Origin of the sequence: Salinicola socius, from assembly GCF_001937195.1 — a bacterium.
In the GTDB taxonomy this organism is placed as follows: domain Bacteria; phylum Pseudomonadota; class Gammaproteobacteria; order Pseudomonadales; family Halomonadaceae; genus Salinicola; species Salinicola socius.
This window is the reverse complement of the sequence record NZ_MSDO01000001.1, coordinates 133,505-158,062: the sequence shown is the minus strand read 5'-3', so window position 1 is coordinate 158,062 and position 24,558 is coordinate 133,505. Positions and strand designations below refer to the sequence as shown.

The following is a 24,558-nucleotide window of genomic DNA, read 5'->3' as shown; positions in this document are numbered from 1 at the left end:
ATGCAAGAGATCAACCCGATCAACAACCTCATCAAGGACCTGTCCGAACGGACAGACGTCCTGAGGGGGTATCTTTGACTATGCCGAGAAGAAAGACCGGCTAGAAGAAGTCTCCCGCGAGCTGGAAAACCCGGATGTCTGGAGCGATCCGGACTATGCCCAGAAACTGGGCAAGGAGCGTGCCTCCCTCGAGGCGGTGGTCGAGACGATCGATACGCTCGACAGCGGCCTCACCGACAACCGCGAGCTGCTCGAGCTGGCGGTGATGGAAGAGGACGACGCCACCATCGACGAAGTGCGCAAGGAGCTTGCGTATCTCGAGGGGCAGCTCGACAAGCTGGAATTCCGGCGCATGTTCGCCGGCGAGATGGACGAGAATAACGCCTATCTCGATATCCAGGCCGGCTCCGGCGGCACCGAGGCTCAGGACTGGGCCAACATGCTGCTGCGCATGTATCTGCGCTGGGCCGAGCATCACGGCTTCAAGGCAGAATTGACCGAAGTCTCGGCAGGCGAAGTCGCCGGTATCAAGTCCGCCACGATTCACGTGCAGGGCGAATACGCCTTCGGCTGGCTCAGGACCGAAACCGGTGTCCACCGTCTGGTGCGCAAGAGCCCGTTCGACTCTGGCGGCCGTCGCCACACCTCATTCGCGTCCGTGTTTCTTTCCCCCGAGGTGGACGACAAGTTCGAGGTGGAGATCAATCCGGCCGATCTGCGAACCGATACCTATCGCTCCTCCGGCGCTGGCGGTCAGCACGTCAACACCACCGATTCGGCCGTGCGTATCACCCACGAGCCGACGGGCATCGTGGTGGCGTGCCAGAGTCAGCGTAGCCAGCATGCCAACCGCGACTTCGCCATGAAGCAGTTGAAGGCGAGGCTGTGGGAGCACGAGATGCAGAAGCGTAACGAGGCCAAGCAGCAGGCCGAGGACAGCAAGGCGGATATCGGCTGGGGCAGTCAGATCCGCTCCTACGTGCTCGACGATCAGCGGATCAAGGATTTGCGCACCGGCGTGCAGAGCAGCAATTGCGACAAGGTGCTGGACGGGGATCTGGATCAGTTCATCGTGGCGAGCCTTAAACAGGGCCTTTGATCGGGCCGACTGCGCTCGCCAATACGGCGTTGAAACTCGACTCGCCATGCTCATTGACACCACCGTCAACTCCGCTGGCTCGTCGAGTTCGCCTTGTCTTGGCGTCGCTCGTAGCGGCCCCTCGACCGGTTCGGGCGCTCGAACAACGCGCCGCGCTCGCGGCTTAACTTTCTTTTCGACAGGCGATGACATGGCGAATCAGGACAATCCGCAATCCCCTTCCGAGGCACATTCTGAATCGCAGAACGAGGTGCAGGAAGAAAATCGGCTGATCGCAGAGCGCCGCGCCAAGCTGGCGATGCGTCGCGAGCAGGCGGCGGAGCAGGGCGGCAGTGCGTTCCCCAACGACTTCCGACGCGACAGTCTGGCGGCGGCTCTGCAGGCGGAACTGGGCGACAAGGACAAGCCCGAGCTCGAGTCACTCGATCGCCAGGCTTCCGTTGCCGGCCGGGTCATGCGCAAGCGCGGGCCGTTCGTGGTGATCCAGGACGTCTCCGGCCAGATCCAGCTCTACGTCGACAAGAAGGGACTGCCGGCCGCGCTGCTCGAAGATATCCAGAGCTGGGACATCGGTGACATCGTCGCCGGCCGCGGCCCGGTGCACAAGTCCGGCAAGGGTGATCTCTACGTGATGCTGGTCGAGGCCAAGCTGCTGACCAAGAGCCTGCGACCGCTGCCGGACAAGTTCCATGGCCTGACCGATCTCGAAGCGCGCTATCGTCAGCGCTACGTCGATCTGATCATGAACCCGCAGTCGCGGCGCGTGTTCGAGGTTCGCTCCGGCGTCATCGCCGCGATCCGTCGCTTCATGGTCGAGCGCGGTTTCATGGAAGTCGAAACCCCGATGCTGCAGCCGATTCCCGGCGGTGCCACGGCGCGACCGTTCACCACGCATCACAATGCGCTGGATATCGACATGTATCTGCGCATCGCGCCCGAGCTCTATCTCAAGCGTCTGGTCGTGGGCGGATTCGAGCGGGTGTTCGAGATCAATCGCAACTTCCGTAACGAAGGGCTGTCGACGCGCCACAACCCCGAGTTCACCATGCTCGAGTTCTACTGGGCCTACGCCGACTATCGTGACCTGCTCGATCTCACCGAAGCGATGGTTCGCGACGCGGCCGAACAGGTGCTGGGCACGACCACCGTCACCTATCAGGGCACCGACTATGATCTGGGTCAGTCGTTTCGTCGTCTGACCCTGCGTCAGTCGATTCTCGAATACGGTGGCGAGGTCGAAGGCGGCGCCATCGGTGAAGCCGATATCGATACCCTCGACGCCGCCAAGGCGACCTGCGAGCGCCTGGGTATTTCGACCAAGCCGAGCTGGGGGCTGGGCAAGCTGCAGACCGAGATCTTCGAGGCAGTCGCCGAGCACCGACTCGATCAGCCGACGTTCATTACCGAATACCCGGCTGAAGTCAGTCCGTTGGCACGGCGCAACGATACCAATCCCCATGTCACCGACCGCTTCGAGTTCTTCGTCGGCGGGCGCGAGATCGCCAACGGGTTCTCCGAGCTCAACGATGCCGAGGATCAGGCCGAGCGTTTCGCCGCCCAGGTGGCAGAGAAGGACGCTGGCGATCTGGAGGCGATGTATTACGATGCCGACTACGTGCGTGCGCTGGAATACGGCATGCCGCCGACTGCCGGCGAGGGCATCGGGATCGACCGTCTGGTGATGCTGCTGACCGACAGCCCGTCGATTCGAGATGTGTTGCTGTTCCCGGCGATGCGCCCCGAATAAGGCCGAATACGATAGCTGCGCTGCTCGATCGCAGCGTGGCGCGGCAAGCGGCGGCTTCACCCATACCCCATGGGCTCGGACGCCCGAGTTCCGTGCGCCTTGCGCTAGAGCAGCTCGCAGATTGTCTCGGCCTCTTTCACTTGAAGACGACCAATCGGCATTCTGTGAGCGGTTTTCGTTAGACGTTGTTGGTCAGGGGCGCAGCGAGCGCCCATAATGGCTGCGGTTCGAATTCCGCCGACCCCGTGCGGTTCCCAAAAAGAGGTGACACCGATGAAGCTGCTCAATCGTTCCGCGCTGAGCGTCAAGCCGACCCAGGCGTTCGTCGACTGGGTCAACTCGTTGGAGCCGACCGTCGGTGAAGACGACCTGACGCTCGACGACATCGCTGGCGAAAACACCGTCTATCTGATTCCCGAAATGGATACGCCGGAGGCATTGCACGGCTATATCGAGGAGCGTTACTACGACATTCTCGAAAGCGAACTGCGGGCCTGGGAAGAGGACGAACGCCAGTGGCCGGAGAGCCTGAACTGGGCATTGTTCGAAGCTTTCCTGACGCTCGAGCATAGCTATCTGGCGGTGGATCTCGACGACGAGGCCGAGTTGGAGACCTCCGAGGTCGACGACGAACTGCTGATGGAAACCGACGAGGAGTGATGGGTCGGATGTTGCCTGACGGTAGTGCTCGACGCTTCTTCAGACCATGCTGAAGCGGCTATTCGAGGAGCGCCCGGGGGACGACGGTCTACCCGGGCGCGAACGCAGGCTGGCGCTGCTGGCGATGATCACCGGTACCCAGATGGCGGTGCTGGACAACGGTATCGTCAACATTGCCCTTCCCACGTTGGCCAAAGAGCTGGCGATCAGCGGCTCCGAATCGATCTGGATCGCCAACGTCTATCAGCTGGTGACCGCCGCGCTGCTGCTGACCTTCGCCGCGGTGAGCCGGCGCGTCGGGCGCCACCGCCTCTATATCGGCGGGTTGATATTCTTCACCGTGGCATCGCTGGGCTGTGCACTGGCCCGTTCGTTCGAATTCCTGCTGGCAATGCGGGGGCTGCAGGCGATCGGCGCTGCCGCGATGCTGAGCATCGGCCCCTCTCTCTATCGAATCATCTTTCCCACCCGGCTGCTGGGCTCGGCGATCGGGCTCAGTGCGCTGACGGTGGCCTTCGGTATCGCGGCGGGGCCATCGCTGGGCGGGCTGATCCTGCATGTGGCGAGCTGGCCGTGGCTGTTCGCGATCAATGTACCGATCGGCCTGCTGGCTCTCGTGCTGGGCGTGCGCGCGCTGCCGCGAGAGAAACCCATCCTCGGGCGAATCGATGTCTGGGGCGCGCTGATGTCGATCGTCATGCTCAGCGGCAGCGTCTTTGCCCTCGATCAACTGGGTCATGGCAACGGGGGCGCGCTCGCGCTGGTGACGCTGGCGCTCAGCGTGATCTGCCTGGTGGGGTTCATCTATCGCCAACGCCACGCCGCCAGGCCGCTGGTACCCCTGGCCCTGTTTGCCGAGCCGCGCTTCTCGTTCGCCGCTATCGTGTCGATGTTCGCGTTTCTGGCGCAGGGTGTGGCCTTCGTGGGCTTGCCGTTTCTCTACCAGACCGTCATGGGCGTGTCGCCAATCATGTCGGCGGTACTGTTCACGCCCTGGCCGCTGGTCATCATGATCATCGGTCCGCTGGCCGGGCGGCTGGCGGACAAGGGCAATCCGGCCTTGATCAGCTCGACCGGGCTGGCGCTGTTTCTGCTGGGCATGCTGGCGTTGACCGGGCTCGATGCCGATTCCAGCTATATCGACGTGATCTGGCGCACCGCGCTCTGCGGCGTGGGCTATGGTCTGTTCCAGGCACCCAACAACCGCGAAATGATCGGCAGCGTGTCGGTGGAGTTGAGCGCCAATGCCTCGGGCGTGCTGGCCTCGGTGCGCACCTTCGGGCAGTCGCTGGGGACGGCGCTGGTCGGTCTCATCCTCGGTCTCTCCTTCGGTTCGCTGACGCTGTCGCTGTGGGTCGGGGTTGGCTCGGTTCTGGTGGCTCTGGCGCTGAGTCTCTACCGAACGCCGATGGCGGCCAAGGGGCTGCGTCGCTGATCTGCCGCCTCTGCGCGCCACCTCGTTCTTCGGGCCGTCGCCCGAGAGGGCGATGAGGCGTTACAATGGTTCGGTTGGCACAGGAGGAGCTGTCATGAGTGTTCAAGCACGTATCGAAGAGAAACTCTCGACGCTCGAACCGGTCCGGATGACGGTCGAGAACGAGAGTCACATGCACCATGTGCCACCGGATTCGGAAACCCACTTCAAGGTGACGCTGGTCTCCGAGCGGTTCGCGGGCCTGATGCCGGTCAAGCGCCATCAGTTGATCTACAGCCTGCTGGCCGACGAGCTCGCGGGGCCCGTTCATGCGCTGGCGCTGCATCTCTACACGCCGCAGCAGTGGTCGGCTCGCGGCGAGGCGCGCCCCGATTCGCCCAATTGCCGCGGCGGAGGCCGCCGGTGATCGGCGACCCTCAACGCCTCCAGTACCTCGAAGCCATGGGAATCGCCAGTTGGGTTTCGCGGTATCGCTTCGTCAATGCCCGGCCGACCGAGCAGGGCGATTGGAGCGTTGCACCGGAGCCGGAAAAGCCGGCGCCGGGTCAGCGTCTGCACGCACTGCTGGAAACACCGGTGCGGCCAGTCGAGGTCGATCGCGGCCAGCCCGCCGATGATGTACCTCCGGCTGGCTCAGGCGCCGCGGCGCCGTTATCGCGAGCCCGGGCGCTGCTTGATGGTGTTTCGGTCGATGGCGTTTCGATCAATGGCGCTTCGAGCGGTGGCGATAAGACCGCCGAGACCGCAGCGGCATCCGAGCCCGCTTCCCGGCCGGCATCTGCGCCTGTCGACGAGGCACCCTCCGACGATGTCGCAGCGCTCGGGACATCGGCGCCGGCCGAGCCGTTGCGTTTCACGCTGTCGCTATCGGTCATCGGCGAGCGATGGTGGCTGATGCTGCCCGGCGAGCGGCCGCTCTCCCTCGCAGGTCAGATCCTGCTCGGACAGATGCTGAAAAGCGTCGGGATGCCCGTCGAGGCGACCCCGTTGTCGAGTCTGTCCTGGCCGTTGATGGATGTGTCGGCGAGCGACCCGGCCGACGAGGCCCGCGAAGGCATCCAGGTGTTCTGTGCCGGACAGGCGCGACGCCACGGCATGACGATCGACGGCGCTATCGTGGTGGGCGAAGAGATCTGGGCACCACTGCTGAGCGACCCGGCAAACGAGGTCAACTGGCGCTGTCACCATCTACCGCATCCCGACGATCTGCTGACCTCCGCCACGGCCAAACGGGAATGCTGGTCATTGCTGCAGGCGGTTGGGCAAGCCTGGCATCTACGATCTACCGCTCCGGAGTGAGCGGATCTCGCTGACGTTCGGCGTCTCCGACGTCAAATGCTCCCTAGAGTCACGTTTTCCATGTCCGCCAATGTTCCAACTTCCCCGATTTCATCGCATAACGCGTCACTGGTTCTGCTTGGTGTCCATGACCTGCCGGCACTGATGGCGTTCGAGCGCCGGGCCAACGACGATGCCTGGTCGGAAGCGCTGTTGAGCGCCGCGCTGATCGATGACGGCTACGAAGTCTGGGGCCTCTGGTCCGGGGGCGGCGCGGAACTGCGAGCCGCGGCCGTTCTGGCCTATCTCCCCTTTGACGCCGAGCTGCAGTCGATCTGTGTTCTGCCGGAAGAGAGGCGTCACGGCCTGGCCCGGGAATTGCTGGGCTGGATCATGCGGCGTGCCGGCGAACGCGGTGCCGAGCGCCTGTTGCTCGAGCTTCGCGCTTCCAATGTCGCGGCTCGCAGGCTCTATGAGGGCGCCGGATTCGGAATCGATGGCCAACGGCGTGGCTATTATCGGCAAGATGACGGTAGTAACGAGGACGCGCTACTGATGTCGCGGGCGCTGACCGAGTAACCGTGTCGGCGGCCAGTGGCGAAGACAGTGGTGTAAGCAGGCAATGGCAGATGAAACGAACGGTGGGCAGGGCAGTTGTCGGAAAGGCTTGCAGCAGAATGAGCGGATGAGCGTGATACAGGTAGGGGGTTAACGGGGCAGCCTGTGGCAGGTCGCCCCGTGGCATCGCTTCAGCCGTTGTCGCTGGTCGCGCTGCCGTCCAGAGGTTGCAGCTTCTCGAGCAGGCCACCCAGGCGCTGTTCCCACTCGTCACGCTCCTGCTGGAAGCGAGCGTTCTCGGCCTTCAGTTCTTCATTCTCCATCTTCAGCATCTCGATGCTGTCGACGGCGTCCTGAATCTTCTGTTCCAGTTTGGCGAAGATTTCACCATTCATTGATACTCTCCTTGAAAGTGAGTGACGTTAACGGTTAACGACGGGTGTCTTTAACGTTGATGACCGCGTGTTTGAAAACATCGATGGGCCCAGTGGGCGCCAGCCTACGTGGCGCCGGGGCCGACGACAAGCGTCTCGAAGTGGCGACGTCAATCGGTCGCCAGCTGGCGCCGAAACAGCCGACCGTGACTGTCTCCGGCGACGATTTCGCGGTGCAGTTGCCAGTGGGCCGGTGGCTGCCAGTCAAGCTCGTGCTCCGTCTCGACGTAGATCATCGCCTCGGGCGCCAGCCACCCCTGGGACTCGAGCCGCTGGCAGGCCAGGGCTGCAAGGCCTTGGCGAAAAGGCGGGTCGAGAAAGACGATATCGAACGGAGACGGGACCCCGGTCAGGAAGCGCTCGACGTCGATTCGATGAACGTGGCCGGCCGCGCCCAGCGTTTCGATATTCGTTTCCAGCATCGTTGCCACATCGGCAACGGACTCGACGAACGCTGCCATGGCCGCGCCGCGCGATAGCGCTTCCAGACCCAGTGCGCCGGTGCCGGCGTAGAGATCCAGCACGCGACGGCCGCCGATATCGAATGCCAGCCAATTGAACAGCGTCTCGCGCACTCGATCCGGCGTCGGACGCAGACCCGGGCTATCCGTAATGGGTAGCTTGCGGCGGCGAAACTCGCCGCCGATCAGGCGCAGCTGGCCGCTGCCACGATGGGCGGGTTGCTGGCCTGTGCGGCGAGAGTCGCTGCCTTTGGCGGGGCTTCGAGCGCTATCGTCAGCGCGGTGTCGGGCGCCGTTGGCAGCTCGGCGGGAGCGGCGTCGATTCATGGCGCGCAATTGTACCCCCGCAACCCTCGCGGTGATAGGATGAGGCCTCGATATCGATATTCTCCGAAGCCGTGATGATCGACGCTAATCCAGCGGCGCACGCACGGCTTTTCAGCAGTGAAGCCATCCATGTTCGGACTATTCAAGAGTCGTAAAAAGCAGCAGGAAGAAGAGGCCCGCCGGCGCGAGGCCGAGGAAGCCGAGGCCGCGGCGGCAGAGAGAAGCGCAGAAGAGGAAAGCGCAGAAGAGGGATCCGGCGAGACGGCAAGCGACGATGCCGAGCGCGTCACCTCCGACGCGTCGCAGTCCGAGGACGTGCCGCGCGGCCAAACCGGCGTCGAGCAGGCGTCCTACCGGACCGAAACCTCCCCTGCGCCGGGCCAGGAGCCCCCCCTGAATGTCGAGACCGTTGCGCCCGGTATCGAACCTCTCGTTCAGGATGAGGATCCCGATCGTCCGCCCGCGGTGGATTACGATCCTTCGACACTCGAGGAGACGGCCGCCAGGCAAGCGCTCGATGCACCCCTGTCGCAGGAGTCGTCGAAGTCCGCGCTCCAGGAAACCCCGGCCGACGGCACACGTGAAGCCGATCTGGCAACGGATGTGACCCCGACGCCGTCGCCCTCGTCAGCATCCGATGCCACGCTGGATTCGACGCCAGAGCCTGAAGCCTCGTCGCCGGCTGTCGAGCCATCGACCGCCGCGGCCGAGCCGAGGGAAAAGCCCAAGGGCGGCTGGCTGTCGCGCGTGCGTGCCGGCCTCGGCCGCACGCGCGCCAACCTGACCGACGGCATTGCCGATCTGCTGCTGGGCAAGAAGCAGATCGACGACGAGCTGATCGAGGATCTCGAAACCCAACTGCTGCTGGCCGACGTGGGTATCGAGGCGACCAGCGAAATCATCGAGCGTCTGACCGAGCGGGTGTCACGCAAGGAGCTGGCCGACGCCGATGCGCTATACCGCGCGTTGCAGGAAGAACTGGCGGCACTGCTCGAGCCGGTGTCGAAGCCGATGCAGCTGCCAGCGAAGGGCGAAGGCCCGTTCGTGATTTTGATGGTCGGCGTCAACGGGGTCGGCAAGACCACGACCATCGGCAAGCTGACCCAGCGCTTTCAGAACGAGGGTCGCAGCGTGATGCTGGCGGCCGGCGATACCTTCCGGGCCGCGGCGGTGGAGCAGCTCAAGGTCTGGGGCGAACGCAATCGGGTTCCGGTCATCGCTCAGCACACTGGTGCCGACAGCGCTTCGGTCATCTACGATGCCGTCGCGGCGGCGCGAGCTCGCAAGGTCGATGTGCTGATCGCCGATACCGCCGGCCGACTGCACAACAAGAGCCATCTGATGGAAGAGCTCAAGAAAGTGCAGCGAGTCATGGCCAAGCTCGATGCCACGGCACCGCATGAGGTGATGCTGGTGCTCGATGCGGGCACCGGCCAGAACGCGATCTCCCAGGCGACCACGTTCAACGAGGCGATTCCGGTCACCGGTATCACCTTGACCAAGCTCGATGGTACTGCCAAGGGCGGCATCATTTTCGCGCTTGCCAAGAAGATGGGGACGCCAATTCGCTTCATCGGTGTCGGGGAGTCGCTCGAGGATCTGCGCCCGTTCGATGCCCAGACGTTCGTCAAGGCGCTCTTCGATCGAGACGCCGGCCGGGACAGCGACGCGGATTCATGATCGCGTTCGAGCATGTCGGCAAACGCTACGGCGGGCGCTTCGAGGCGCTCGCCGACATCAATTTCCGCGTCGAGCGCGGCGAGATGCTGTTTCTGACCGGCCACTCCGGTGCCGGCAAGAGCTCCCTGCTGCGTCTGGTCATGCGGCTCGAGCGGCCATCACGGGGCCGCGTTCTGGTCGCCGGCCACGACCTCGATCGACTGCATATCAGTCAGGTTCCCTACTATCGCCGTCAGATCGGCGTGGTTTTCCAGGATCATCAATTACTGTTCGATCGCGATATCTTCGCCAACGTCGCCTTGCCATTGACGATTCAAGGCGTCGAGCCGGCCGATGCCGCGCGCCGCGTGCGTGCTGCACTCGACAAGGTGGGGCTGCTGCATCGCGAGCGGGCGCTGCCGATCGAACTTTCCACCGGTGAACAGCAGCGCGTAGGGATCGCCCGTGCGGTGGTCAACAAGCCGGCGCTGCTGCTGGCCGATGAGCCGACCGGCAATCTCGACCCTCAGCTTTCTGCCGACATCATGCGGCTGTTCGAGGATTTCAATCGCATCGGTACCACGGTAATGGTGGCGAGCCACGATCTGGCCTTGATCGCCCGGCTGCGTCACCGCGTGTTGAAGTTGCGGGATGGACGGCTCATCGGTGACGGGGAGGCGGCATGAGCAAGCGTCAATCTCCGGTGGAAGAACGTCGCGGCGAAGAACGCCGTGGCGCGCAGAAGCCGCAGCGTCGTGCCGCGGGCGGCGGTCGCGCGTGGATGCGCCACCATCGCGCGATGATGGGTGACAGTGCCTTGCGGCTGGTCAAGCGACCGATCGCAACGCTGTTGACTATGCTGGCGATCGCCATCGCGCTGATTCTGCCAGCCGGCCTTTGGCTGGCGCTGGATAGTGCCCGGCTGCTCGATGCCGAGCTCGACGAGAGCGCCACGCTGACGGTCTACTTCGACGCCGATGTCGACGAGTCCGAAGCGATGGACCTGGCGGCCGAAGTCGGGGGGCAACCTGGCGTGGCCGGAACCCGTCTGGTGACCGCAGCCGAAGGGTTGGCGGATTTTCAGCAGACGCTGGGGGTCGACGACGCGCTGTCCCAGCTCGATGCCAATCCGCTTCCGGCAAGTGTCGTGGTGACGCCCGCGGATACCGATCCTGCTGGTGTCCAGTCACTGAGCCAGCAGTTGCAGACGCTCGACGGTGTCGATGAGGTGCGGCTGGATCTGGCTTGGCTGGATCGGCTGCAACAATTGGCGGCGCTGGGGCAGCGCGTTGCGCTGGCACTGGCATTGCTGTTCGGCCTGGGCGTGCTGCTGGTGGTCGGCAATACCATCAGGCTCGCCGTGGAGAGTCGTCGCCAGGAGATCGAGGTCGTCACGCTGATCGGCGCGACGCATGCGTTCGTGCGGCGCCCGTTTCTTTACAGTGGCGCCTGGTACGGGTTGGGTGGTGGCGTCCTGGCACTGGTGATTCTGCTGCTGGGTGGCAACTGGCTGGCATCGCCGGTGGCGGCGCTGGCGCAAAGTTATGGCGCTCACTTCGCGCTGCCATCCCTGGGCGGAAGCCATTCGGCTTTGCTGCTGCTTTTTAGTACACTACTAGGCTGGCTAGGCGCATGGCTCGCCGTCGGGCGTCATCTGGCGGACATCAAGCCAAGGTAGATTGATCAGCGGTGTCGAGTCATCGCCAATGCTGCCCAACTGAGGGCATAATAGCCGGCGTCACCGTTCGCCGGTTTATCGTCATCTCGAAGGACGGCATGACTTCGGATTTTCCGGAGCTGGCGTCAGTATTGAACGTTTGTCTAGACTGAGGGTCTTATCAGGCATCCTCGTAGACAGGCAGAATACCCTGTCGCGACGCGTTGCTGTCGAATCGAGCCGGATGGCTCTTCGCCTCGACACGCCGCCTATCATGGAGACAACGCACATGAGCACCAGTCTTCAATCCATTGGGAACCTCTCCCCGGGTCACGATCTCAACGGTTATATTCAAGCCGTCAACGGCATTCCGGTGCTGACGGCGGACGAAGAGCATGATCTGGGCGTGCGGCTATACCAGGAAGACGATCTCGAATCGGCTCGCCGATTGATCATGTCGCACCTGCGTTTCGTCGTGCACATCGCGCGTAGCTATTCAGGCTATGGATTGCCCCAGGCCGACCTGATCCAGGAAGGTAACGTCGGGTTGATGAAGGCGGTCAAGCGCTTCGATCCCTATCAGGGCGTGCGGCTGGTCTCCTTCGCGGTTCACTGGATCAAGGCCGAGATTCACGAATACGTGCTGCGTAACTGGCGCATCGTCAAGATCGCCACGACCAAGGCGCAGCGCAAGCTGTTCTTCAATCTGCGCAGTGCCAAGAAACGTCTGGGTTGGTTGAACAACGACGAGGTCGATGCGATCGCCAGGGATCTCGACGTCAAACCCAAGGTCGTGCGTGAGATGGAAGGTCGCCTGACGTCCTATGACGCCGGTTTCGACGCCAGCCCGGGCGAAGAGGAAGAGCAGGGCTATCAGGCGCCGGCGCAGTATCTCGAGGATCACAGTTTCGATCCTGCCGCCCAGCTCGAGGCCGACGATTGGGAAGCCGATTACACGCAGCGGCTGCGCAGCGCGCTGAGTGAGCTCGACGAGCGCTCTCGGGACATTCTGCAGCGCCGCTGGCTCTCCGAGCACAAGTCCACGCTGCATGAACTGGCTGATGTCTACGGCATCTCCGCCGAACGTATCCGTCAGCTCGAGAAAAATGCAATGAAGAAGATCAAACTGCAGCTGGGTGATTCCCTGGCGGCTTGATGATCTTTGCAGGACGCAGCACCAGAAAGCCCGGCCAATGGCCGGGCTTTCTGGTGTCAGTACGACTGGTGTCAGTACGACTGGCGCCAGCGCTATAGCGAGGTGGTCTGAGGCGAGGCGGCCAGCAGCCCGCCGCCCAGCAGACGCCACTGGTCTTCCCAGTGCGTCGTGGGCCGATGGCGAAAGTCGCTGCGAACGTACTGGCTGATCCGGCCTTCCATGAAGGCTGACAGCAGATTGGCCGCCGCCGATACGGTCAGCCGAGGGCGCAAGCCCTCGCGGAGTTCCGCCTCGCGCAGCACCTGCTTGAGCTGTGTTTCCAGTCGCTCGAACAGCTGGGACATGCGTGTGCGCAGACGCGCGGTCTCGCCGGTCAGCACGTCGCCATCCATCAGCCGGCTGAGACCGGGATTCTTTTCGGCGAACGTCAGCACCAGTTGGACGATCGTCTCGCAGCGCGCGAGCGCCGACGGTTCGTCGTCGAGGATGCGTCGGATACGCTCGAACAGGCTGGCCTCGATGAACTCGATCAGCCCCTCGAACATGCGCGCCTTGCTCGGAAAATGGCGGTAGAGAGCTGCCTCGCTGACACCGACCTGGCGGGCCAGCGCGGCCGTGGTGATACGTTTGCCGCTATCCTCCTCGAGCATCAGTGCCAGTGCCTGAAGGATCTGTTCGCGGCGGGAGAGTGGGGGAGTTGCCTGCGTCATGGCGGTTCTTATCGGTCGCTTTGTTGGAGCTCCTTCCTGGAGCGGCCCGGTCGCGTGATGATCTATTGGGCGACCGGGGCGGGCCTTCCGGGCCCGCAATGATGGGAACGGGGGTTATGCGCACCGTTGTTGCTGGATTCGTCAGTCTCGGTGGTCGGTGATCTGGGTGCCGACCCCGGCATCGGTGAAGATCTCCAGCAGCGTCGAGTGCACCACGCGGCCATCGACGATGACAGCGCTGCCGACGCCGCCCTTGACCGCTTCCAGCGCGCAGCGAATCTTCGGCAGCATGCCGCCGTAGATCGTGCCGTCGGCGATCAGCGCATCGACCTGCTCGGTGGAGAGTCCGGTCATGACATTGCCTTCGGCATCCTGCAGGCCGGCGACGTTGGTCAGCAGCATCAGCTTCTCGGCCTTCAGCGCTTCGGCCACCTTGCCTGCCACCAGATCCGCGTTGATGTTGTAGCTGCGCCCCTGGCGGTCGACGCCGATCGGCGCGATGACAGGGATGAAATCGCGCTCGGCGAGCATCTCGATCAGATCGGTGGAGATGTGCTCCACTTCACCGACATGTCCGATATCGATGATCTCGGGCTCGGTCAGCGCCGGATTGTGCTGCTCGACCTTGAGCTGACGCGCCAGGATCTGAGCGTTGTCCTTGCCGGTCAGACCGATCGCCTTGCCACCGCACTGGTTGATCTGGGTGACGATGCTCTTGTTGACCAGCCCGCCGAGCACCATCTCGACCACATCCATGGTCTCGGCATCGGTGACACGCATGCCGTTGACGAAGCGCGATTCGATGTTGAGTCGCGCCAGCAGCTGGCCGATCTGCGGGCCACCACCGTGGACCACCACCGGATTGATCCCGACCTCCTTCATCAACACCATGTCGCGGGCGAAGGAGTCGATCAGCTTGTCTTCGGTCATGGCGTTGCCACCGTACTTGACCACTACCGTCTTGCCGGAATAGCGCTGAATATAGGGCAGCGCTTCCGACAGGATCTCGACGACCTGACGCGGATCGCGTGGGCTCTCGTTCATGAGGCGTTATATCTCCACTGTCTGTGCGCCACGCGTCTATCGAAGGCGGCGCGTTCCCTGTTGTTGCGTAAGGCTCGTCTTCTGCGACCTCAGAACGGCAATTCGACGTTCGGTGCCACCGACAGCAGTGCGGCGCCGAACTGGCGCTGGATGCGGGCCAGCGCAGCCTGATCCTTGCCTTCAAAACGCAAAACCAGCATCGGCGTGGTATTGGAGGCGCGACACAGCCCCCAGCCATCGGGATAGTCGACGCGAATGCCGTCCAGCGTCGTCTTGATGCCATCCTGACCGAAGTCACCGGTCTCGGCCAGTCGTTCGATGATCGCGAACTTCTCCTCGTCGGTGACCGCCGCGTTCAGCTCCGGGGTGCAGATATCCTGCGGGAAAGCACTGAAAAAACGATCGGCGTCATGCGGTTGGCGCGAGAGAATCTCCAGCAGCCGGGCGGCGGCATAGAGCCCGTCATCGAAGCCGTACCAGCGTTCTTTGATGAAGATGTGGCCACTCATCTCGCCGCCAAGCTGGGCGCCGGTCTCCTTCATGCGCGCCTTGATCAGCGAGTGACCGGTGCGCCACATTTCCGGCTCGCCGCCGGCCTGCTCGATGATCTGAGCCAGGTTGCCGGTGCACTTGATGTCGAACACGATGCGGGCGCCGGGATCGCGCGCCAGCAGATCCACCGCGAAGGCCATCAGCAGCCGGTCCGGATAGATCATCTCGCCTGCCGGCGTGACCACGCCGAGGCGATCGCCATCGCCATCGAAGGCCAGCCCGATATCCGCACCGCTCTCCTTGACCCTGGCGATCAGGTCGACCAGATTGTCGGGATTGCCCGGGTCGGGATGGTGGTTGGGAAAGTCGCCGTCGATTTCGGCGAACAGCGGGATCGTCTCGACGCCCAGTGCCTCGATGAGCCTGGGGCCGAGCTCACCGGCGACACCGTTGCCGCAGTCCACCACCGCCTTGAGCGGTCGCTCGCGCTGGCTCCGGTCGAGAGAGACATCACCCAGGATGCGCTGGAGATAGGCTTCGCTGACATCGACCCGTGTGAGCGTACCGTCGCCATCGGCGAGCTCGCCTTGGCGGATGCGCTCGAACAGGCCGGTAATCGCCTCGCCCGAAATCGCCACACCATCGAGCACGATCTTGAAACCGTTGTAATCCGGCGGATTGTGGCTGCCGGTCACCATCACGCCACTGCGACTCTCGTCGAGGGTGGCGGTGGCAAAATAGAGCACCGGCGTTGGTACCCGACCGATATCGATCACGTCGCGGCCGGAAGCCCTCAAGCCGCGAATCAGCGCCGCCTGCAGCCGGGGGCCGGAATGGCGGCCATCGCGAGCGACGATCACGCGCTGCTGGCCGCGGGCGGCGGCTTCGCTGCCTACCGCACGGCCGATCCACTCCACCGTTTCCTCGGTCAACGTCTCGTCGACGACGCCGCGGATATCGTAGGCGCGAAAGATCGAAGCGGGCACGTTGGCGCCGGACTGGTCATTCATCGTCGTTTCCTTGCCTTCGTTCGTCACGGCCATCGTTTACCACGTCTATCATCCACCATATCCGTCGTTCACTACGGCGATCCGTGTTCACGCCCAGCGCTCGAACTCGAGTTCCACCGAAGCGTGACCATCGGTGATCAGCCACTGGCCTTCCATCAGCGTGGCGCCAAGACTCAAGTTGCGATCGACGAGGGCAGTCAAGGCGGCCAGCGGCTCGGTCGGCAGATTCCAGACCTCGACCCGCGGCAGTGCGCGAATGTCGTTCTCGAGTTTCTTCCACCACTGCACCGCGCTGCGGGGCGCGTAGGGGTAGATCAGCACGCGCTCGGCCCGGGAGAGCCCCTGCTTGATTCGCTTCAGCGACGGCTCGCCCAGTTCTATCCACGAAAGAATGCGGCCGTCCGATGCCTTGAGCCACAGATCCGGCTCGTCGTCGCTGCTCAGTCCGCGCGTCATCGCGAGATCGTTATCCGCGCTGGTGGCGTGCGCGTTGGCGATGAACGCCAGCAGACGCACCATCAGCCGAGTGGCCGTCTCGGAGGGATGGCAGGCCACGGTCAGCGCGTGATCGCCGTAGTAGTGACGGTCCAGGTCGCTGACATTGAGTTTCGCTTTATAGATAGTTGCGCTTAGCGCCACGCTGGATTCCTTCAATGAGAGAACAGCTGACTGCTGCCGTGGTCGGCAGGGATCATCGGCGGCCGTTCATCGACGACCCGAGTGACCGAAACCGCCATCCGCTCGGTCGGTGGCGACGAACTCCTCGACGATCTCGAGTTCGGCCTGGACCACCGGCACCAGCACGTACTGTGCCAGCCGCTCGCCGGGCTCGAGCATGAACGTGTCGCGGCCGCGGTTCCACACCGAGATCATCAGCTCGCCCTGATAGTCGGAGTCGATCAGTCCGACCAGATTGCCCAGCACGATACCGTGCTTGTGGCCGAGCCCGGAGCGCGGCAGGACCACACCTGCCAGGGCGGGATCGCCGATATGGATGGCAAGGCCGGTGCGTACCAGGGCGCTGTCACCGGGCGTCAGGGTCAGCGCCTCGTCGAGCAGCGCGCGCAGATCCATGCCGGCGCTGCCGGTGGTTGCGTAGTGCGGCAACGGATAGTCGTGCACACGCTCGTCGAGAATCTTGACCGAGAGCCTGGGTCTGACCGTCGCTGCCGCAGATGGCGCGGTGGAAGAATGGCTGAGTGACATGAAAAATCATTCCTGAAAGCGCATGAGGGGAAAGCGTTTGATGCGAAAAACGACCTGATAAAACAGCGATAGTTTACCACCGCTGGAGGCGAACCGATCGACACCCTGTCAGGTTAGGCGGTCAGCGATATGATCGACGATGGCGCCGGCCAGAGCCGCCTTGGATTGAAGCGGAAGCTCGAGATGACGTATCTGGTCGTGCGTTTTCCACAGCAGTGTGACGGCGTTGTCATCACTTCCGAAACCGACGCCCTCGCGAGAGACGTCGTTGGCGACGATCAGATCCAGCCGCTTGCGTTCGAGCTTGCTACCGGCGTGAGTCTCCAGCGACTGCGTCTCGGCAGCGAATCCAACCGTGAACGGGCGGTCCGGTCGCGCCGCGATCGTGGCGACGATATCCGGATTGCGCACCAGCTCGAGGGTCAGGCCGCTGTCGGCGTCCGTCTTCTTGAGTTTGTGCTCGCTGACGGCCGCGGCGCGATAGTCCGCCACGGCGGCGCAGCCGATGAACAGATCGCAGGGCAGTTGGGATTCGACGGCGGCCAGCATCTCCGTCGCCGAGGTCACGTCGATTCGATTGACCCCGGGGGGGATCGGCAATGTGACGGGGCCGCTCACCAGGCTGACGCTGGCGCCGCGCTCGACGCAGGCGGCAGCGAGTGCGTATCCCATCTTGCCGGAGCTGTGGTTGGAGAGATAACGCACCGGATCCAGTGCCTCGCGAGTCGGTCCGGCAGTGATCACCACGCGCTTGCCGGCCAGATCCTGATGCACGGGCATCATTCTGACCGACTCTCCGCCGGATTGTCCGACCTCGCTCAGCAGCTGGGCGAGAAGGGTTTCCGGCTCCAGCATTCGGCCAAGACCGACGTCGCCACAGGCCTGGTCGCCGGCGTCCGGCCCCAGCAGGGACCAGCCCAGCTCAACCAGTCGATCGGCATTGGCCAGCGTCGCCGGATGACGCCACATCGCCTGGTTCATGGCGGGTGCCATCAGGCATCTGGCTTCGGTCGCCAGGCACAGCGTCGTCAGCAGATCATCGGCATGACCGTGGGCCAGTCGCGCCATCAGGTCGGCGGTGGCCGGCGCGATCAGGACGATATCCGCCCATTTCGCCAATTCGATATGGCCCATGCCGGCCTCGGCTTCCGGGTCGAGCAGTGACGTCCGCACGGGTTCGCCGGTGAGCGCCTGCAACGTCAGCGGCGTGATGAACGCCTGTGCGCCCTCGGTCATCACCACGCGCACATCAAAGCCCGTCTTTTTCAGCAGACGAGCGAGATGCGCGCTCTTGTAGGCGGCGATGCCGGCGCTGATGCCGAGCAGGATGCGGTTTCCGGTCAATCCCGGACCAATCGGTAGCGACATGGAATCTGTCCTGATGGTTCGGTCGTTACCATACCACTGCGGTCGCGGGTTGCGTAATGGTGAGGTAAAAGTGGCGGCCGCCGGTGCAGCGGCCGCTCGTGGCGATCACTCGGCGTTGCTGACCAGGCGCCTGCGCGAATCGAACGAACGCGGTCGGTTCATGATGGCTCCCGAGAGGTGAGGTGTGGTTCCACCATAGCCCAGTCGGCGTCCCTCGCCATGCGCGGACGCCAACTGAGCCGCTGCCACCGCTGCCTTAGCGCACCGCGGGGCCGAAGGCGAAATCCACCGGCACCGGACTGTCGATCAGCTTGATCGGGCCTTCGAGCTGGCCGTCGTCCGCGCCGATGCGGAACACCGCGATGGTGTCCGAGTTCTGATTGCCCACGTAGAGCCAGCGGCCGGACGGTTCGATGTTCATGCCCCGGGGGATCTGCCCCCGGCTCTGGACCCAGCCCATGGGGGCCAGACGCCCCGAGTTCGGGTCGACTTCGAACATGGCGATGCTGTCCATCCCGCGATTGGTGGCATAGACCCAGCGTCCGCTGGGATGAACCCGGATTTCGGCGGTGGTGTTCGTCCCTGTCGGCACCTCGCCCGGATTGTCTGGATTGAAGGCGGGCCGGGTGAAGGGAGTGCCCTGGGGCAGCGTGGAGATCGACTGGCGCCAGATGAAGGCACCCCGGCGGGGCTCGAAGTCGAACACGTCGATGGTCGAAGAGAGCTCGTTGATGACGTAGGCCCGGCGCTCGTCGGGGTGGAACGCCAGGTGGCGACAGCCGCTGCCGGAAGGCACGTTGGCCCGCGGAACCGGGCCGGGTGCCAGCTTGCCCGTCGCCGGGTCGAGCTGCCACGCCAGCAACGTATCGCCGCCCAGGTCCACCCCGAAGACGTGCTGGGCGCCGGGGTTGGCGAGCATCATATGGGCGTGCGGCCCCTCCTGGCGTACCGGGTCGGGCCCGCCGCCATTGCCCGGCGCCTGGAACAGGTCGCTCATCGGCTCGATTCGGCCATCCTCGCCCAGCGGGAAGACGACGAAGGTGCCGGTGCCGTAATTGGCCGCGAGCAGGTGCCCGCCCGAGGGGTGAACGGCGCAGTGGCAGGGCCAGGTACCGCGGGTCGAGCGGGCGTTGATCAGCGTCAGCTTGCCGGTGTCGGGGGCGATCGAGTAGGCGCTGACCCGACCCAGCGGCTCGCCGGTGGCGTCTGCGCCGAGTTCGTTGACGCAGTAGAGATAGCGCTGCGACGGCGCCACGGCGAGAAACGACGGGTTGTCAGCGGTGATCGTCTGGACGTGGCTCAGATCGCCGGTAGCGTGATTTAGTTGGTAGACGTAGAGGCCTTCGGCGCGGCTCGGGGCGACACCACCGGGAGCCGTGTTCGGCGCCGAATAGGTGCCGACGTACAGATAGCGTGATGCGGCCGGTGCGATCGGGTCGGCCTGCGACGCGCTGTTCTGGGCAAAGGCGCCCGGTGCGCTGACCGCCCAGGCCGCGCCGACGCCCACCGCCTGCAGGAAAGTGCGTCGGGAGAGGCCTGCGGTGGCTGAGGAAACACTAGAGGGCCGTTGTTGTTGCTCTTTGACTGTCATCTCGATGACTCCAGGGGCTAGCGGTCGGGCGCTATTGGCATCGGCCGCAAGTTGGGTAGCACTCGCCTCGGCGTGTTGCCGAGACGGCGCTACGGGATCCAGTGCTGCACCGCCGTCTCCACCCCCCGCAGCTCGGCAAGCCCCTTGAGTCGACCGATCAGCGGGTAGCCGGGGCGGCTGTCGCGCTTCAGGTCGTCGAGCAGGTGGTGACCGTGATCGGGGCGCATCGGCAGGCGATGGCCGCCTTCCCGCTGGCGGCGGCGCTGTTCCCGAACCAGCTCGCCGATCACGCCCACCATGTCGACGTCGCCGTCCAGGTGCTCGGCCTCGTGGAAGCTGAGCGGATCGGCTTCGCGCCGGGTGGCGCGCAGGTGCACGAAGTGGATCCGCGGCCCGAACCGCCTGGCCATGGCGACGAGATCGTTGTCTTCACGAACGCCGTAGGAACCGGTGCAGAAGGTCAGGCCGTTGGCGGGGCTGGGGGCGCACGCCAGAATCGCCTGGGCGTCGTCGGCAGTCGAGACCACGCGAGGCAGTCCGAGCAGCTCGCGGGGCGGGTCGTCCGGGTGAATCGCGAGGCGGATGCCGGCGGCTTCGGCAGTTGGTACGATCGCGCGCAGAAACGTGGCCAGATTGGCGCGCAGCCGTTCGGCATCGATCTCGCGGTAGGCGTCGAGCGCCTGACGGAAATCTTTGAGCGTGTAGTGTTCTTCGGTGCCGGGCAGCCCGGCGATGACGGTATCGATCAACTGCGTTCGCGCTGTCGTGTCGAGTGTCTCCAGATAAGCGCTGGCCGCTTCCCGCTCGGTCTCGCTGTAGTCGGTTGCTGCCCCTTCACGCTGAAGCAGAAACAGATCGAAGGCGGCGAATGCCGTCTGGTCGAAGCGCAGCGCGGTGCCGCCATTAGGTAGTGGCCAGGCCAGATCGGTGCGAGTCCAGTCGAGAATCGGCATGAAGTTGTAGCAGACCACGTCGATACCGCACTCGCCGAGATGGATCAGCGTCTGGCAATAGTTGTCGATATAACGCTTGGCTTCCGGCAGCCCCTGCTTGATCGCTTCGTGTACCGGCACGCTTTCCACCACGGACCAGGTCAGGTCGGCGGCTTCGATCAGGCGCTTACGCTCGGCAATGGCGGCGACCGGCCAGACCTCGCCGTTGGGAATCTCGTGCAGGGCCGTGACGATGCCGGTTGCGCCGGCCTGGCGAATCTCGCCGAGGGTGATGGGATCGGCAGGGCCGAACCAGCGCCAGGTATGTTCCATGATCAGGCTTTCCCGTCTGAGTTCTTGTAGGACATTGCGGCGATGGCCGCTTCGATGCCGTCGCGTTCGATGATCGTCAGCGCGTCCACGACGCGAGTGTGAAAAGGCGCATCGTCGCGCAGCGCCGCTGGGAAAACGGCATCGAGCGCGAGGAAGGCCGCGACCAGCGCCACCGGATCGTCCGGGTGACGGCGATGCAGCGCGGCGAACGTCTCGGCCAAGGGATCGTCGACCGGATGCGGCTGGCCGCGGAGATCGGTGCCCGCGGTGTAGCGAATCCATCCGGCGACGCCCAGCGCGGTTACGCTGATGTCGGCGCCGTCGATCGACCGCTCGACACCGCCGGCCAGCCAGCGCTGGGGAATCTTCTGCGAACCGTCCATGGCGATCTGCTGCAGCCGGTGGCGCAGGCTGTCGTTGCCGAAGCGCGCCAGCAGGCTGTCGGTATAGGCGCCGGCATCGGTACCGGTCGGCAGCGACAGCGTCGGGATCGCTTCCTGATGCCAATAGTGCCGAAGCAACTCACGAAAAGCGGGGCGCGCAACGGCGGCATCCACCGTTTCGATGCCGGCCAGCGTGCCAAGATAGGCGAGCAGCGAGTGGGCGCCGTTGAGCAGGCGCAGCTTCATGGTTTCGAACGGGGCCACGTCCTCGACCATCTCGACGCCGTCGGCTTCCCAGTCCGGCCGGCCCAGCGGGAAATCATCCTCGACCACCCACTGGCTGAAGGTTTCGCAGACCACGGCGGCGGGATCGTCGACCCCCAGCGCCGCCAGACGCTGGCGATCGGCATCGGTCATCGCCGGTACGATGCGGTCGACCATGCTCGAGGGGAAGGCGACGCTGGCTTCGATCCAGTCGGCCAGCGCCTCATCGTGAAGACGGGCCAGCGAGACCACCGCGCGCCGCGTGCGCTGGCCGTTGTGGGGCATGTTGTCGCAACACAGCACGGTGAACGGTGCGACCCGGGCCGCTCGGCGTCGCGCCAGCGCCTCCACCAGCATGCCCGGCGCGGTCTCCGGCGATTCGGGATTTGCGATGTCATGGACGATCGGCGCGGCATCGGTCAGCAGTTCGCCGCTGCTCGGACTCAGAAAATAGCCCTTCTCGGTCACCGTGAGCATGACGATGCGGACAGCGGAATCGCTCATCCGCGCCAGCAGCGCCTCCCGGTCGGGCCCATCCGGCCCCGCGTAGAGCGCTTCACTGATGGCGGTGACGTCCCGCAGCGTGACATGCTCGCTGTCGCTGTATTCGGCGACGTGGTAGCGGCAGTCGCCTTGGCGCAGTTGCTCGACCAGGGTGCGGTTGGAACGGATGTTGGCGCTGCAGATGCCCCAGTCTGTCCGTCTTTGGTCATCGAGCCCGCGGTCGTCGACGAGGCGATTCAGGCAACGCTGAACGTAGACCGCCTGATGGGCGCGATGGAACGCGCCCAGGCCCAGATGAACGATACCGATCCCGCTCGACGTTCGTCGGCTCGGCTCGCGCTCGATATGGATGTCGGCTGCGGCCATGGCGCTATTTCCCCATCAGTAGATTCGGCAGCCACAGCGACAGCGCCGGGACGAACGATACCAACATCAGCACGATCAGGTTACAGATCAGAAACGGTACGATGGCTTTTGCCACGCGCAGCATGGGCAGCTTGCCGATGCTCGATACCACGAACAGACAGACACCCACTGGTGGCGTGGTCAGGCCGATCATCAGGTTGAGTACCGCCATCACGCCGAAGTGGATCGGATCCATGCCGATGCCGGTGGCCACGCCCAGCAGCGCCGGGAACAGGATGATCAGCGCAGCGATGGTCTCCATGAAGGCACCGACGAACAGCAGGATCAGATTGAGGATCAGAATGACCACGATCGGATTGGTGCTGATGCCGAGAATCGCATCGGCGAGCATCTGCGGAATCTGCTGGCTGGTCAGAATCCAGCCGAACAGATTGGCCAGCCCGACCAGCAGCATCAGCGAGGCGGAGGTGATCACGGTGTCCGACAGAATGCCGCCCAGGTTGCGCCAGTTGATCCCCTTGTAGACGAAGGTGCCCACCAGCAGCGCGTAGAGGCTGGCGACGATCGAGGCCTCGGTCGGCGTGAACAGGCCGCCGATGATGCCGTAGAGGATGATGAAGGTCATCAGCAGCGCCCAGAACGCGCTGCGGCCCTCCTTGATCAACTCCTTGAAGGTGGCGCGTTTCTCCTTGGGATAGCCACGCCGCACCGCCAGCCAGTAGGCGGTGATCATCATCGCTATGCCCAGCAGTAACCCGGGCACGGCGCCGGCCAGAAACATGCGACCCACGGAAATGCCCGAAAGCGAGCCGACGATGATCATCGGCACGCTGGGTGGAATGATCGGGCCGATCGTCGAGGAGGCGGCGGTCACGGCGGCGGCGAACGGCTTGTCGTAGCCGGCCTTGGCCATGCCCGGGATCATCACCGAGCCGATGCTGGCGGCATCCGCCACCGCGGTGCCGGAAATGCCGCTGAAGATCATCGAACCGCCGACGTTGGCTAGGCCCAGGCCGCCGCGGATGTGGCCGACCAGGGCATTGGAGAAGCGCACGATATGCTGAGTGATATTGCCCACGTTCATCAGGTTGCCGGCCATCACGAAACCGGGGATGCACAGCAGCACGAAGGAGTCGATCCCGGAAAACATGCGCTGCGGCACGATGGTCAGCGAGATGCCGCCGAGCATCAGGTAGGCCACTGACGAGACACCGAGGCAGAAGGCGATCGGCAGACCGATCAGCAGCAGTGCCAGAAAAGTGATGAAGAGAACGGCGATTTCCATCAGAGCGCCTCCTGGCGAGCGGTGTCGATGCGTTCGCCACGAGCGATGGCGATGATGCCCTCGGCGAGACCGATCAGGCTGTACAACAACAGCGCCCCGAACAGCACTACCGAAGAGAGAAAGATGTAGAGCATCGGGATACGCAGGGTCGGTGATGTCTGAAACGCCCCGATCTGGGCGAACTGCCAGGCATTGGGCAGCACCATGACCGTGAACACGAGAGTGATTGCCGAGATCAGCGTGAGATAAGCGGCACGACCGCGAAACCCAAGCCAGCCGTGAAACAGTTCGACGTTGACGTGGCGGTTGCGGTGCTGCACCACGCCGGCTCCCAGCGCCACCATGTAGATGAAGAGATAGCGGGTGAGTTCCTCGGTCCACGACAGCGTGATGGGTAGAAACAGTCGCGAAGCGACCTGCAGCAATACCGTCAGCGACAGCCCGACCAGCGCGATCACGGCCAGCCATAGCAGAAGGCGATCCAGCCCGTTAGCCAGACGGCCGATGGGGCCGCCCAGGCGCGGAACACGGTTCAGGATCTCCAGGCTCTCCTGAATATCCTGCGGCTGAGTGTCCGTTTCTTGTTCCGACATGGCGAT

The 24,558-nt window shown here is 64.0% G+C and carries 24 protein-coding genes; 11 read left to right on the top strand and 13 right to left on the bottom strand.

Annotated features, from left to right (window positions below):
- The 7 genes from prfB to BTW07_RS00675 all read left to right on the top strand — a co-directional run bounded on the left by prfB (position 1) and on the right by BTW07_RS00675 (position 6,798).
- A protein-coding gene (prfB, locus tag BTW07_RS19535) for a peptide chain release factor 2 (RefSeq protein WP_110661390.1) occupies positions 1-1,099 on the top strand; the annotation gives its coding sequence in 2 pieces (ribosomal slippage) (positions 1-75 and positions 77-1,099; 1,098 coding nt in all).
- Positions 1,100-1,289: 190 nt separating this feature from the next.
- Positions 1,290-2,846: a lysine--tRNA ligase gene (gene lysS, locus BTW07_RS00700; protein ID WP_075568224.1), complete on the top strand. Its 1,557-nt coding sequence runs from the start codon at positions 1,290-1,292 to the stop codon at positions 2,844-2,846.
- A gap of 273 nt (positions 2,847-3,119) precedes the next feature.
- Entirely contained in the window at positions 3,120-3,506 is a 387-nt protein-coding gene (locus tag BTW07_RS00695; protein ID WP_075568223.1) for a hypothetical protein, read from the top strand.
- Between the two features lie 46 nt (positions 3,507-3,552).
- The gene (locus BTW07_RS00690) at positions 3,553-4,941 is read left to right on the top strand and encodes an MFS transporter (protein ID WP_075568222.1); all 1,389 of its coding nucleotides are present in this window, start codon (positions 3,553-3,555) and stop codon (positions 4,939-4,941) included.
- A gap of 94 nt (positions 4,942-5,035) precedes the next feature.
- The gene (locus tag BTW07_RS00685) at positions 5,036-5,347 is read left to right on the top strand and encodes a BolA family protein (protein ID WP_075568221.1); all 312 of its coding nucleotides are present in this window, start codon (positions 5,036-5,038) and stop codon (positions 5,345-5,347) included.
- The gene (locus BTW07_RS00680) at positions 5,344-6,240 is read left to right on the top strand and encodes a hypothetical protein (RefSeq protein ID WP_075568220.1); all 897 of its coding nucleotides are present in this window, start codon (positions 5,344-5,346) and stop codon (positions 6,238-6,240) included. Before BTW07_RS00685 ends, BTW07_RS00680 begins: the two co-directional genes overlap by 4 nt.
- A gap of 60 nt (positions 6,241-6,300) precedes the next feature.
- Positions 6,301-6,798 carry a GNAT family N-acetyltransferase gene (locus BTW07_RS00675; RefSeq protein WP_083941369.1) on the top strand — a complete coding sequence of 166 codons (498 nt, stop codon included), beginning with the start codon at positions 6,301-6,303 and terminating at the stop codon, positions 6,796-6,798.
- A gap of 170 nt (positions 6,799-6,968) precedes the next feature.
- Here BTW07_RS00675 and BTW07_RS00670 read toward each other — a convergent pair whose 3' ends face one another.
- Positions 6,969-7,172 carry a cell division protein ZapB gene (locus BTW07_RS00670; RefSeq protein ID WP_075568219.1) on the bottom strand — a complete coding sequence of 68 codons (204 nt, stop codon included), beginning with the start codon at positions 7,170-7,172 and terminating at the stop codon, positions 6,969-6,971.
- 149 nt (positions 7,173-7,321) lie between these two features.
- Positions 7,322-7,999 carry a 16S rRNA (guanine(966)-N(2))-methyltransferase RsmD gene (rsmD, locus tag BTW07_RS00665; protein WP_075568218.1) on the bottom strand — a complete coding sequence of 226 codons (678 nt, stop codon included), beginning with the start codon at positions 7,997-7,999 and terminating at the stop codon, positions 7,322-7,324.
- Positions 8,000-8,128: 129 nt separating this feature from the next.
- Here rsmD and ftsY point away from each other — a divergent pair, with 129 nt between their 5' ends.
- The 4 genes from ftsY (at position 8,129) to rpoH (ending at position 12,471) form a co-directional block, all read left to right on the top strand.
- Positions 8,129-9,679, top strand: coding sequence for a signal recognition particle-docking protein FtsY (gene ftsY, locus BTW07_RS00660; protein WP_075568217.1), 1,551 nt, complete (start codon positions 8,129-8,131; stop codon positions 9,677-9,679).
- Positions 9,676-10,344 (top strand): cell division ATP-binding protein FtsE, encoded by a 669-nt coding sequence (gene ftsE, locus BTW07_RS00655; RefSeq protein WP_075568216.1) that lies wholly within the window; start codon positions 9,676-9,678, stop codon positions 10,342-10,344. Before ftsY ends, ftsE begins: the two co-directional genes overlap by 4 nt.
- On the top strand, positions 10,341-11,336 hold the full coding sequence (gene ftsX / locus BTW07_RS00650; RefSeq protein ID WP_075568215.1) for a permease-like cell division protein FtsX: 996 nt from the start codon (positions 10,341-10,343) through the stop codon (positions 11,334-11,336). The genes ftsE and ftsX overlap by 4 nt, the downstream gene beginning before the upstream one ends.
- A 268-nt stretch (positions 11,337-11,604) precedes the next feature.
- Positions 11,605-12,471: an RNA polymerase sigma factor RpoH gene (rpoH, locus tag BTW07_RS00645; protein WP_075568214.1), complete on the top strand. Its 867-nt coding sequence runs from the start codon at positions 11,605-11,607 to the stop codon at positions 12,469-12,471.
- 92 nt (positions 12,472-12,563) lie between these two features.
- Here the strand turns inward: rpoH and slmA are convergent, their stop codons facing one another.
- The 11 genes from slmA to BTW07_RS00590 form a co-directional block, all read right to left on the bottom strand.
- Positions 12,564-13,181 carry a nucleoid occlusion factor SlmA gene (gene slmA, locus BTW07_RS00640; protein ID WP_075568213.1) on the bottom strand — a complete coding sequence of 206 codons (618 nt, stop codon included), beginning with the start codon at positions 13,179-13,181 and terminating at the stop codon, positions 12,564-12,566.
- Between the two features lie 141 nt (positions 13,182-13,322).
- Entirely contained in the window at positions 13,323-14,225 is a 903-nt protein-coding gene (argB, locus tag BTW07_RS00635) for an acetylglutamate kinase (RefSeq protein WP_075568212.1), read from the bottom strand.
- A gap of 89 nt (positions 14,226-14,314) precedes the next feature.
- Positions 14,315-15,727 (bottom strand): phosphomannomutase/phosphoglucomutase, encoded by a 1,413-nt coding sequence (locus BTW07_RS00630; protein WP_075568410.1) that lies wholly within the window; start codon positions 15,725-15,727, stop codon positions 14,315-14,317.
- A gap of 87 nt (positions 15,728-15,814) precedes the next feature.
- Positions 15,815-16,366, bottom strand: a complete 552-nt coding sequence (locus BTW07_RS00625; protein WP_075568211.1) for a YaeQ family protein — start codon at positions 16,364-16,366, stop codon at positions 15,815-15,817.
- A 66-nt stretch (positions 16,367-16,432) separates the two neighbouring features.
- The gene (dut, locus tag BTW07_RS00620) at positions 16,433-16,933 is read right to left on the bottom strand and encodes a dUTP diphosphatase (protein ID WP_075568210.1); all 501 of its coding nucleotides are present in this window, start codon (positions 16,931-16,933) and stop codon (positions 16,433-16,435) included.
- A 108-nt stretch (positions 16,934-17,041) separates the two neighbouring features.
- Entirely contained in the window at positions 17,042-18,301 is a 1,260-nt protein-coding gene (gene coaBC, locus BTW07_RS00615; protein WP_075568209.1) for a bifunctional phosphopantothenoylcysteine decarboxylase/phosphopantothenate--cysteine ligase CoaBC, read from the bottom strand.
- 256 nt (positions 18,302-18,557) lie between these two features.
- The gene (locus BTW07_RS00610) at positions 18,558-19,892 is read right to left on the bottom strand and encodes a lactonase family protein (protein WP_083941367.1); all 1,335 of its coding nucleotides are present in this window, start codon (positions 19,890-19,892) and stop codon (positions 18,558-18,560) included.
- 89 nt (positions 19,893-19,981) lie between these two features.
- Positions 19,982-21,157, bottom strand: a complete 1,176-nt coding sequence (uxuA, locus tag BTW07_RS00605) for a mannonate dehydratase (RefSeq protein ID WP_075568208.1) — start codon at positions 21,155-21,157, stop codon at positions 19,982-19,984.
- Positions 21,158-21,159: 2 nt separating this feature from the next.
- A complete protein-coding gene (locus BTW07_RS00600; RefSeq protein WP_075568207.1) occupies positions 21,160-22,674 on the bottom strand; it encodes a mannitol dehydrogenase family protein in 1,515 nt (504 codons plus the stop codon).
- A 4-nt stretch (positions 22,675-22,678) separates the two neighbouring features.
- Entirely contained in the window at positions 22,679-23,959 is a 1,281-nt protein-coding gene (locus BTW07_RS00595) for a TRAP transporter large permease (RefSeq protein WP_075568206.1), read from the bottom strand.
- Complete coding sequence (locus BTW07_RS00590) at positions 23,959-24,552, bottom strand: TRAP transporter small permease (RefSeq protein WP_075568205.1); 594 nt, start codon at positions 24,550-24,552, stop codon at positions 23,959-23,961. The genes BTW07_RS00595 and BTW07_RS00590 overlap by 1 nt, the downstream gene beginning before the upstream one ends.
- Between the last annotated feature and the right edge of the window lie 6 nt (positions 24,553-24,558).

Excerpts from the sequence above, each read along its gene's own strand:
- lysS (WP_075568224.1), top strand. The coding sequence starts at position 1,290 with ATGGCGAATCAGGACAATCCGCAATCCCCTTCCGAGGCACATTCTGAA.
- BTW07_RS00695 (WP_075568223.1), top strand. The coding sequence starts at position 3,120 with ATGAAGCTGCTCAATCGTTCCGCGCTGAGCGTCAAGCCGACCCAGGCG.
- BTW07_RS00690 (WP_075568222.1), top strand. The coding sequence starts at position 3,553 with ATGCTGAAGCGGCTATTCGAGGAGCGCCCGGGGGACGACGGTCTACCC.
- BTW07_RS00685 (WP_075568221.1), top strand. The coding sequence starts at position 5,036 with ATGAGTGTTCAAGCACGTATCGAAGAGAAACTCTCGACGCTCGAACCG.
- BTW07_RS00675 (WP_083941369.1), top strand. The coding sequence starts at position 6,301 with ATGTCCGCCAATGTTCCAACTTCCCCGATTTCATCGCATAACGCGTCA.
- BTW07_RS00670 (WP_075568219.1), bottom strand. The coding sequence starts at position 7,172 with ATGAATGGTGAAATCTTCGCCAAACTGGAACAGAAGATTCAGGACGCC.
- rsmD (WP_075568218.1), bottom strand. The coding sequence starts at position 7,999 with ATGAATCGACGCCGCTCCCGCCGAGCTGCCAACGGCGCCCGACACCGC.
- ftsY (WP_075568217.1), top strand. The coding sequence starts at position 8,129 with ATGTTCGGACTATTCAAGAGTCGTAAAAAGCAGCAGGAAGAAGAGGCC.
- ftsE (WP_075568216.1), top strand. The coding sequence starts at position 9,676 with ATGATCGCGTTCGAGCATGTCGGCAAACGCTACGGCGGGCGCTTCGAG.
- ftsX (WP_075568215.1), top strand. The coding sequence starts at position 10,341 with ATGAGCAAGCGTCAATCTCCGGTGGAAGAACGTCGCGGCGAAGAACGC.
- rpoH (WP_075568214.1), top strand. The coding sequence starts at position 11,605 with ATGAGCACCAGTCTTCAATCCATTGGGAACCTCTCCCCGGGTCACGAT.
- slmA (WP_075568213.1), bottom strand. The coding sequence starts at position 13,181 with ATGACGCAGGCAACTCCCCCACTCTCCCGCCGCGAACAGATCCTTCAG.
- argB (WP_075568212.1), bottom strand. The coding sequence starts at position 14,225 with ATGAACGAGAGCCCACGCGATCCGCGTCAGGTCGTCGAGATCCTGTCG.
- BTW07_RS00630 (WP_075568410.1), bottom strand. The coding sequence starts at position 15,727 with ATGAATGACCAGTCCGGCGCCAACGTGCCCGCTTCGATCTTTCGCGCC.
- dut (WP_075568210.1), bottom strand. The coding sequence starts at position 16,933 with ATGTCACTCAGCCATTCTTCCACCGCGCCATCTGCGGCAGCGACGGTC.
- coaBC (WP_075568209.1), bottom strand. The coding sequence starts at position 18,301 with ATGTCGCTACCGATTGGTCCGGGATTGACCGGAAACCGCATCCTGCTC.
- BTW07_RS00610 (WP_083941367.1), bottom strand. The coding sequence starts at position 19,892 with ATGACAGTCAAAGAGCAACAACAACGGCCCTCTAGTGTTTCCTCAGCC.
- uxuA (WP_075568208.1), bottom strand. The coding sequence starts at position 21,157 with ATGGAACATACCTGGCGCTGGTTCGGCCCTGCCGATCCCATCACCCTC.
- BTW07_RS00600 (WP_075568207.1), bottom strand. The coding sequence starts at position 22,674 with ATGGCCGCAGCCGACATCCATATCGAGCGCGAGCCGAGCCGACGAACG.
- BTW07_RS00595 (WP_075568206.1), bottom strand. The coding sequence starts at position 23,959 with ATGGAAATCGCCGTTCTCTTCATCACTTTTCTGGCACTGCTGCTGATC.
- BTW07_RS00590 (WP_075568205.1), bottom strand. The coding sequence starts at position 24,552 with ATGTCGGAACAAGAAACGGACACTCAGCCGCAGGATATTCAGGAGAGC.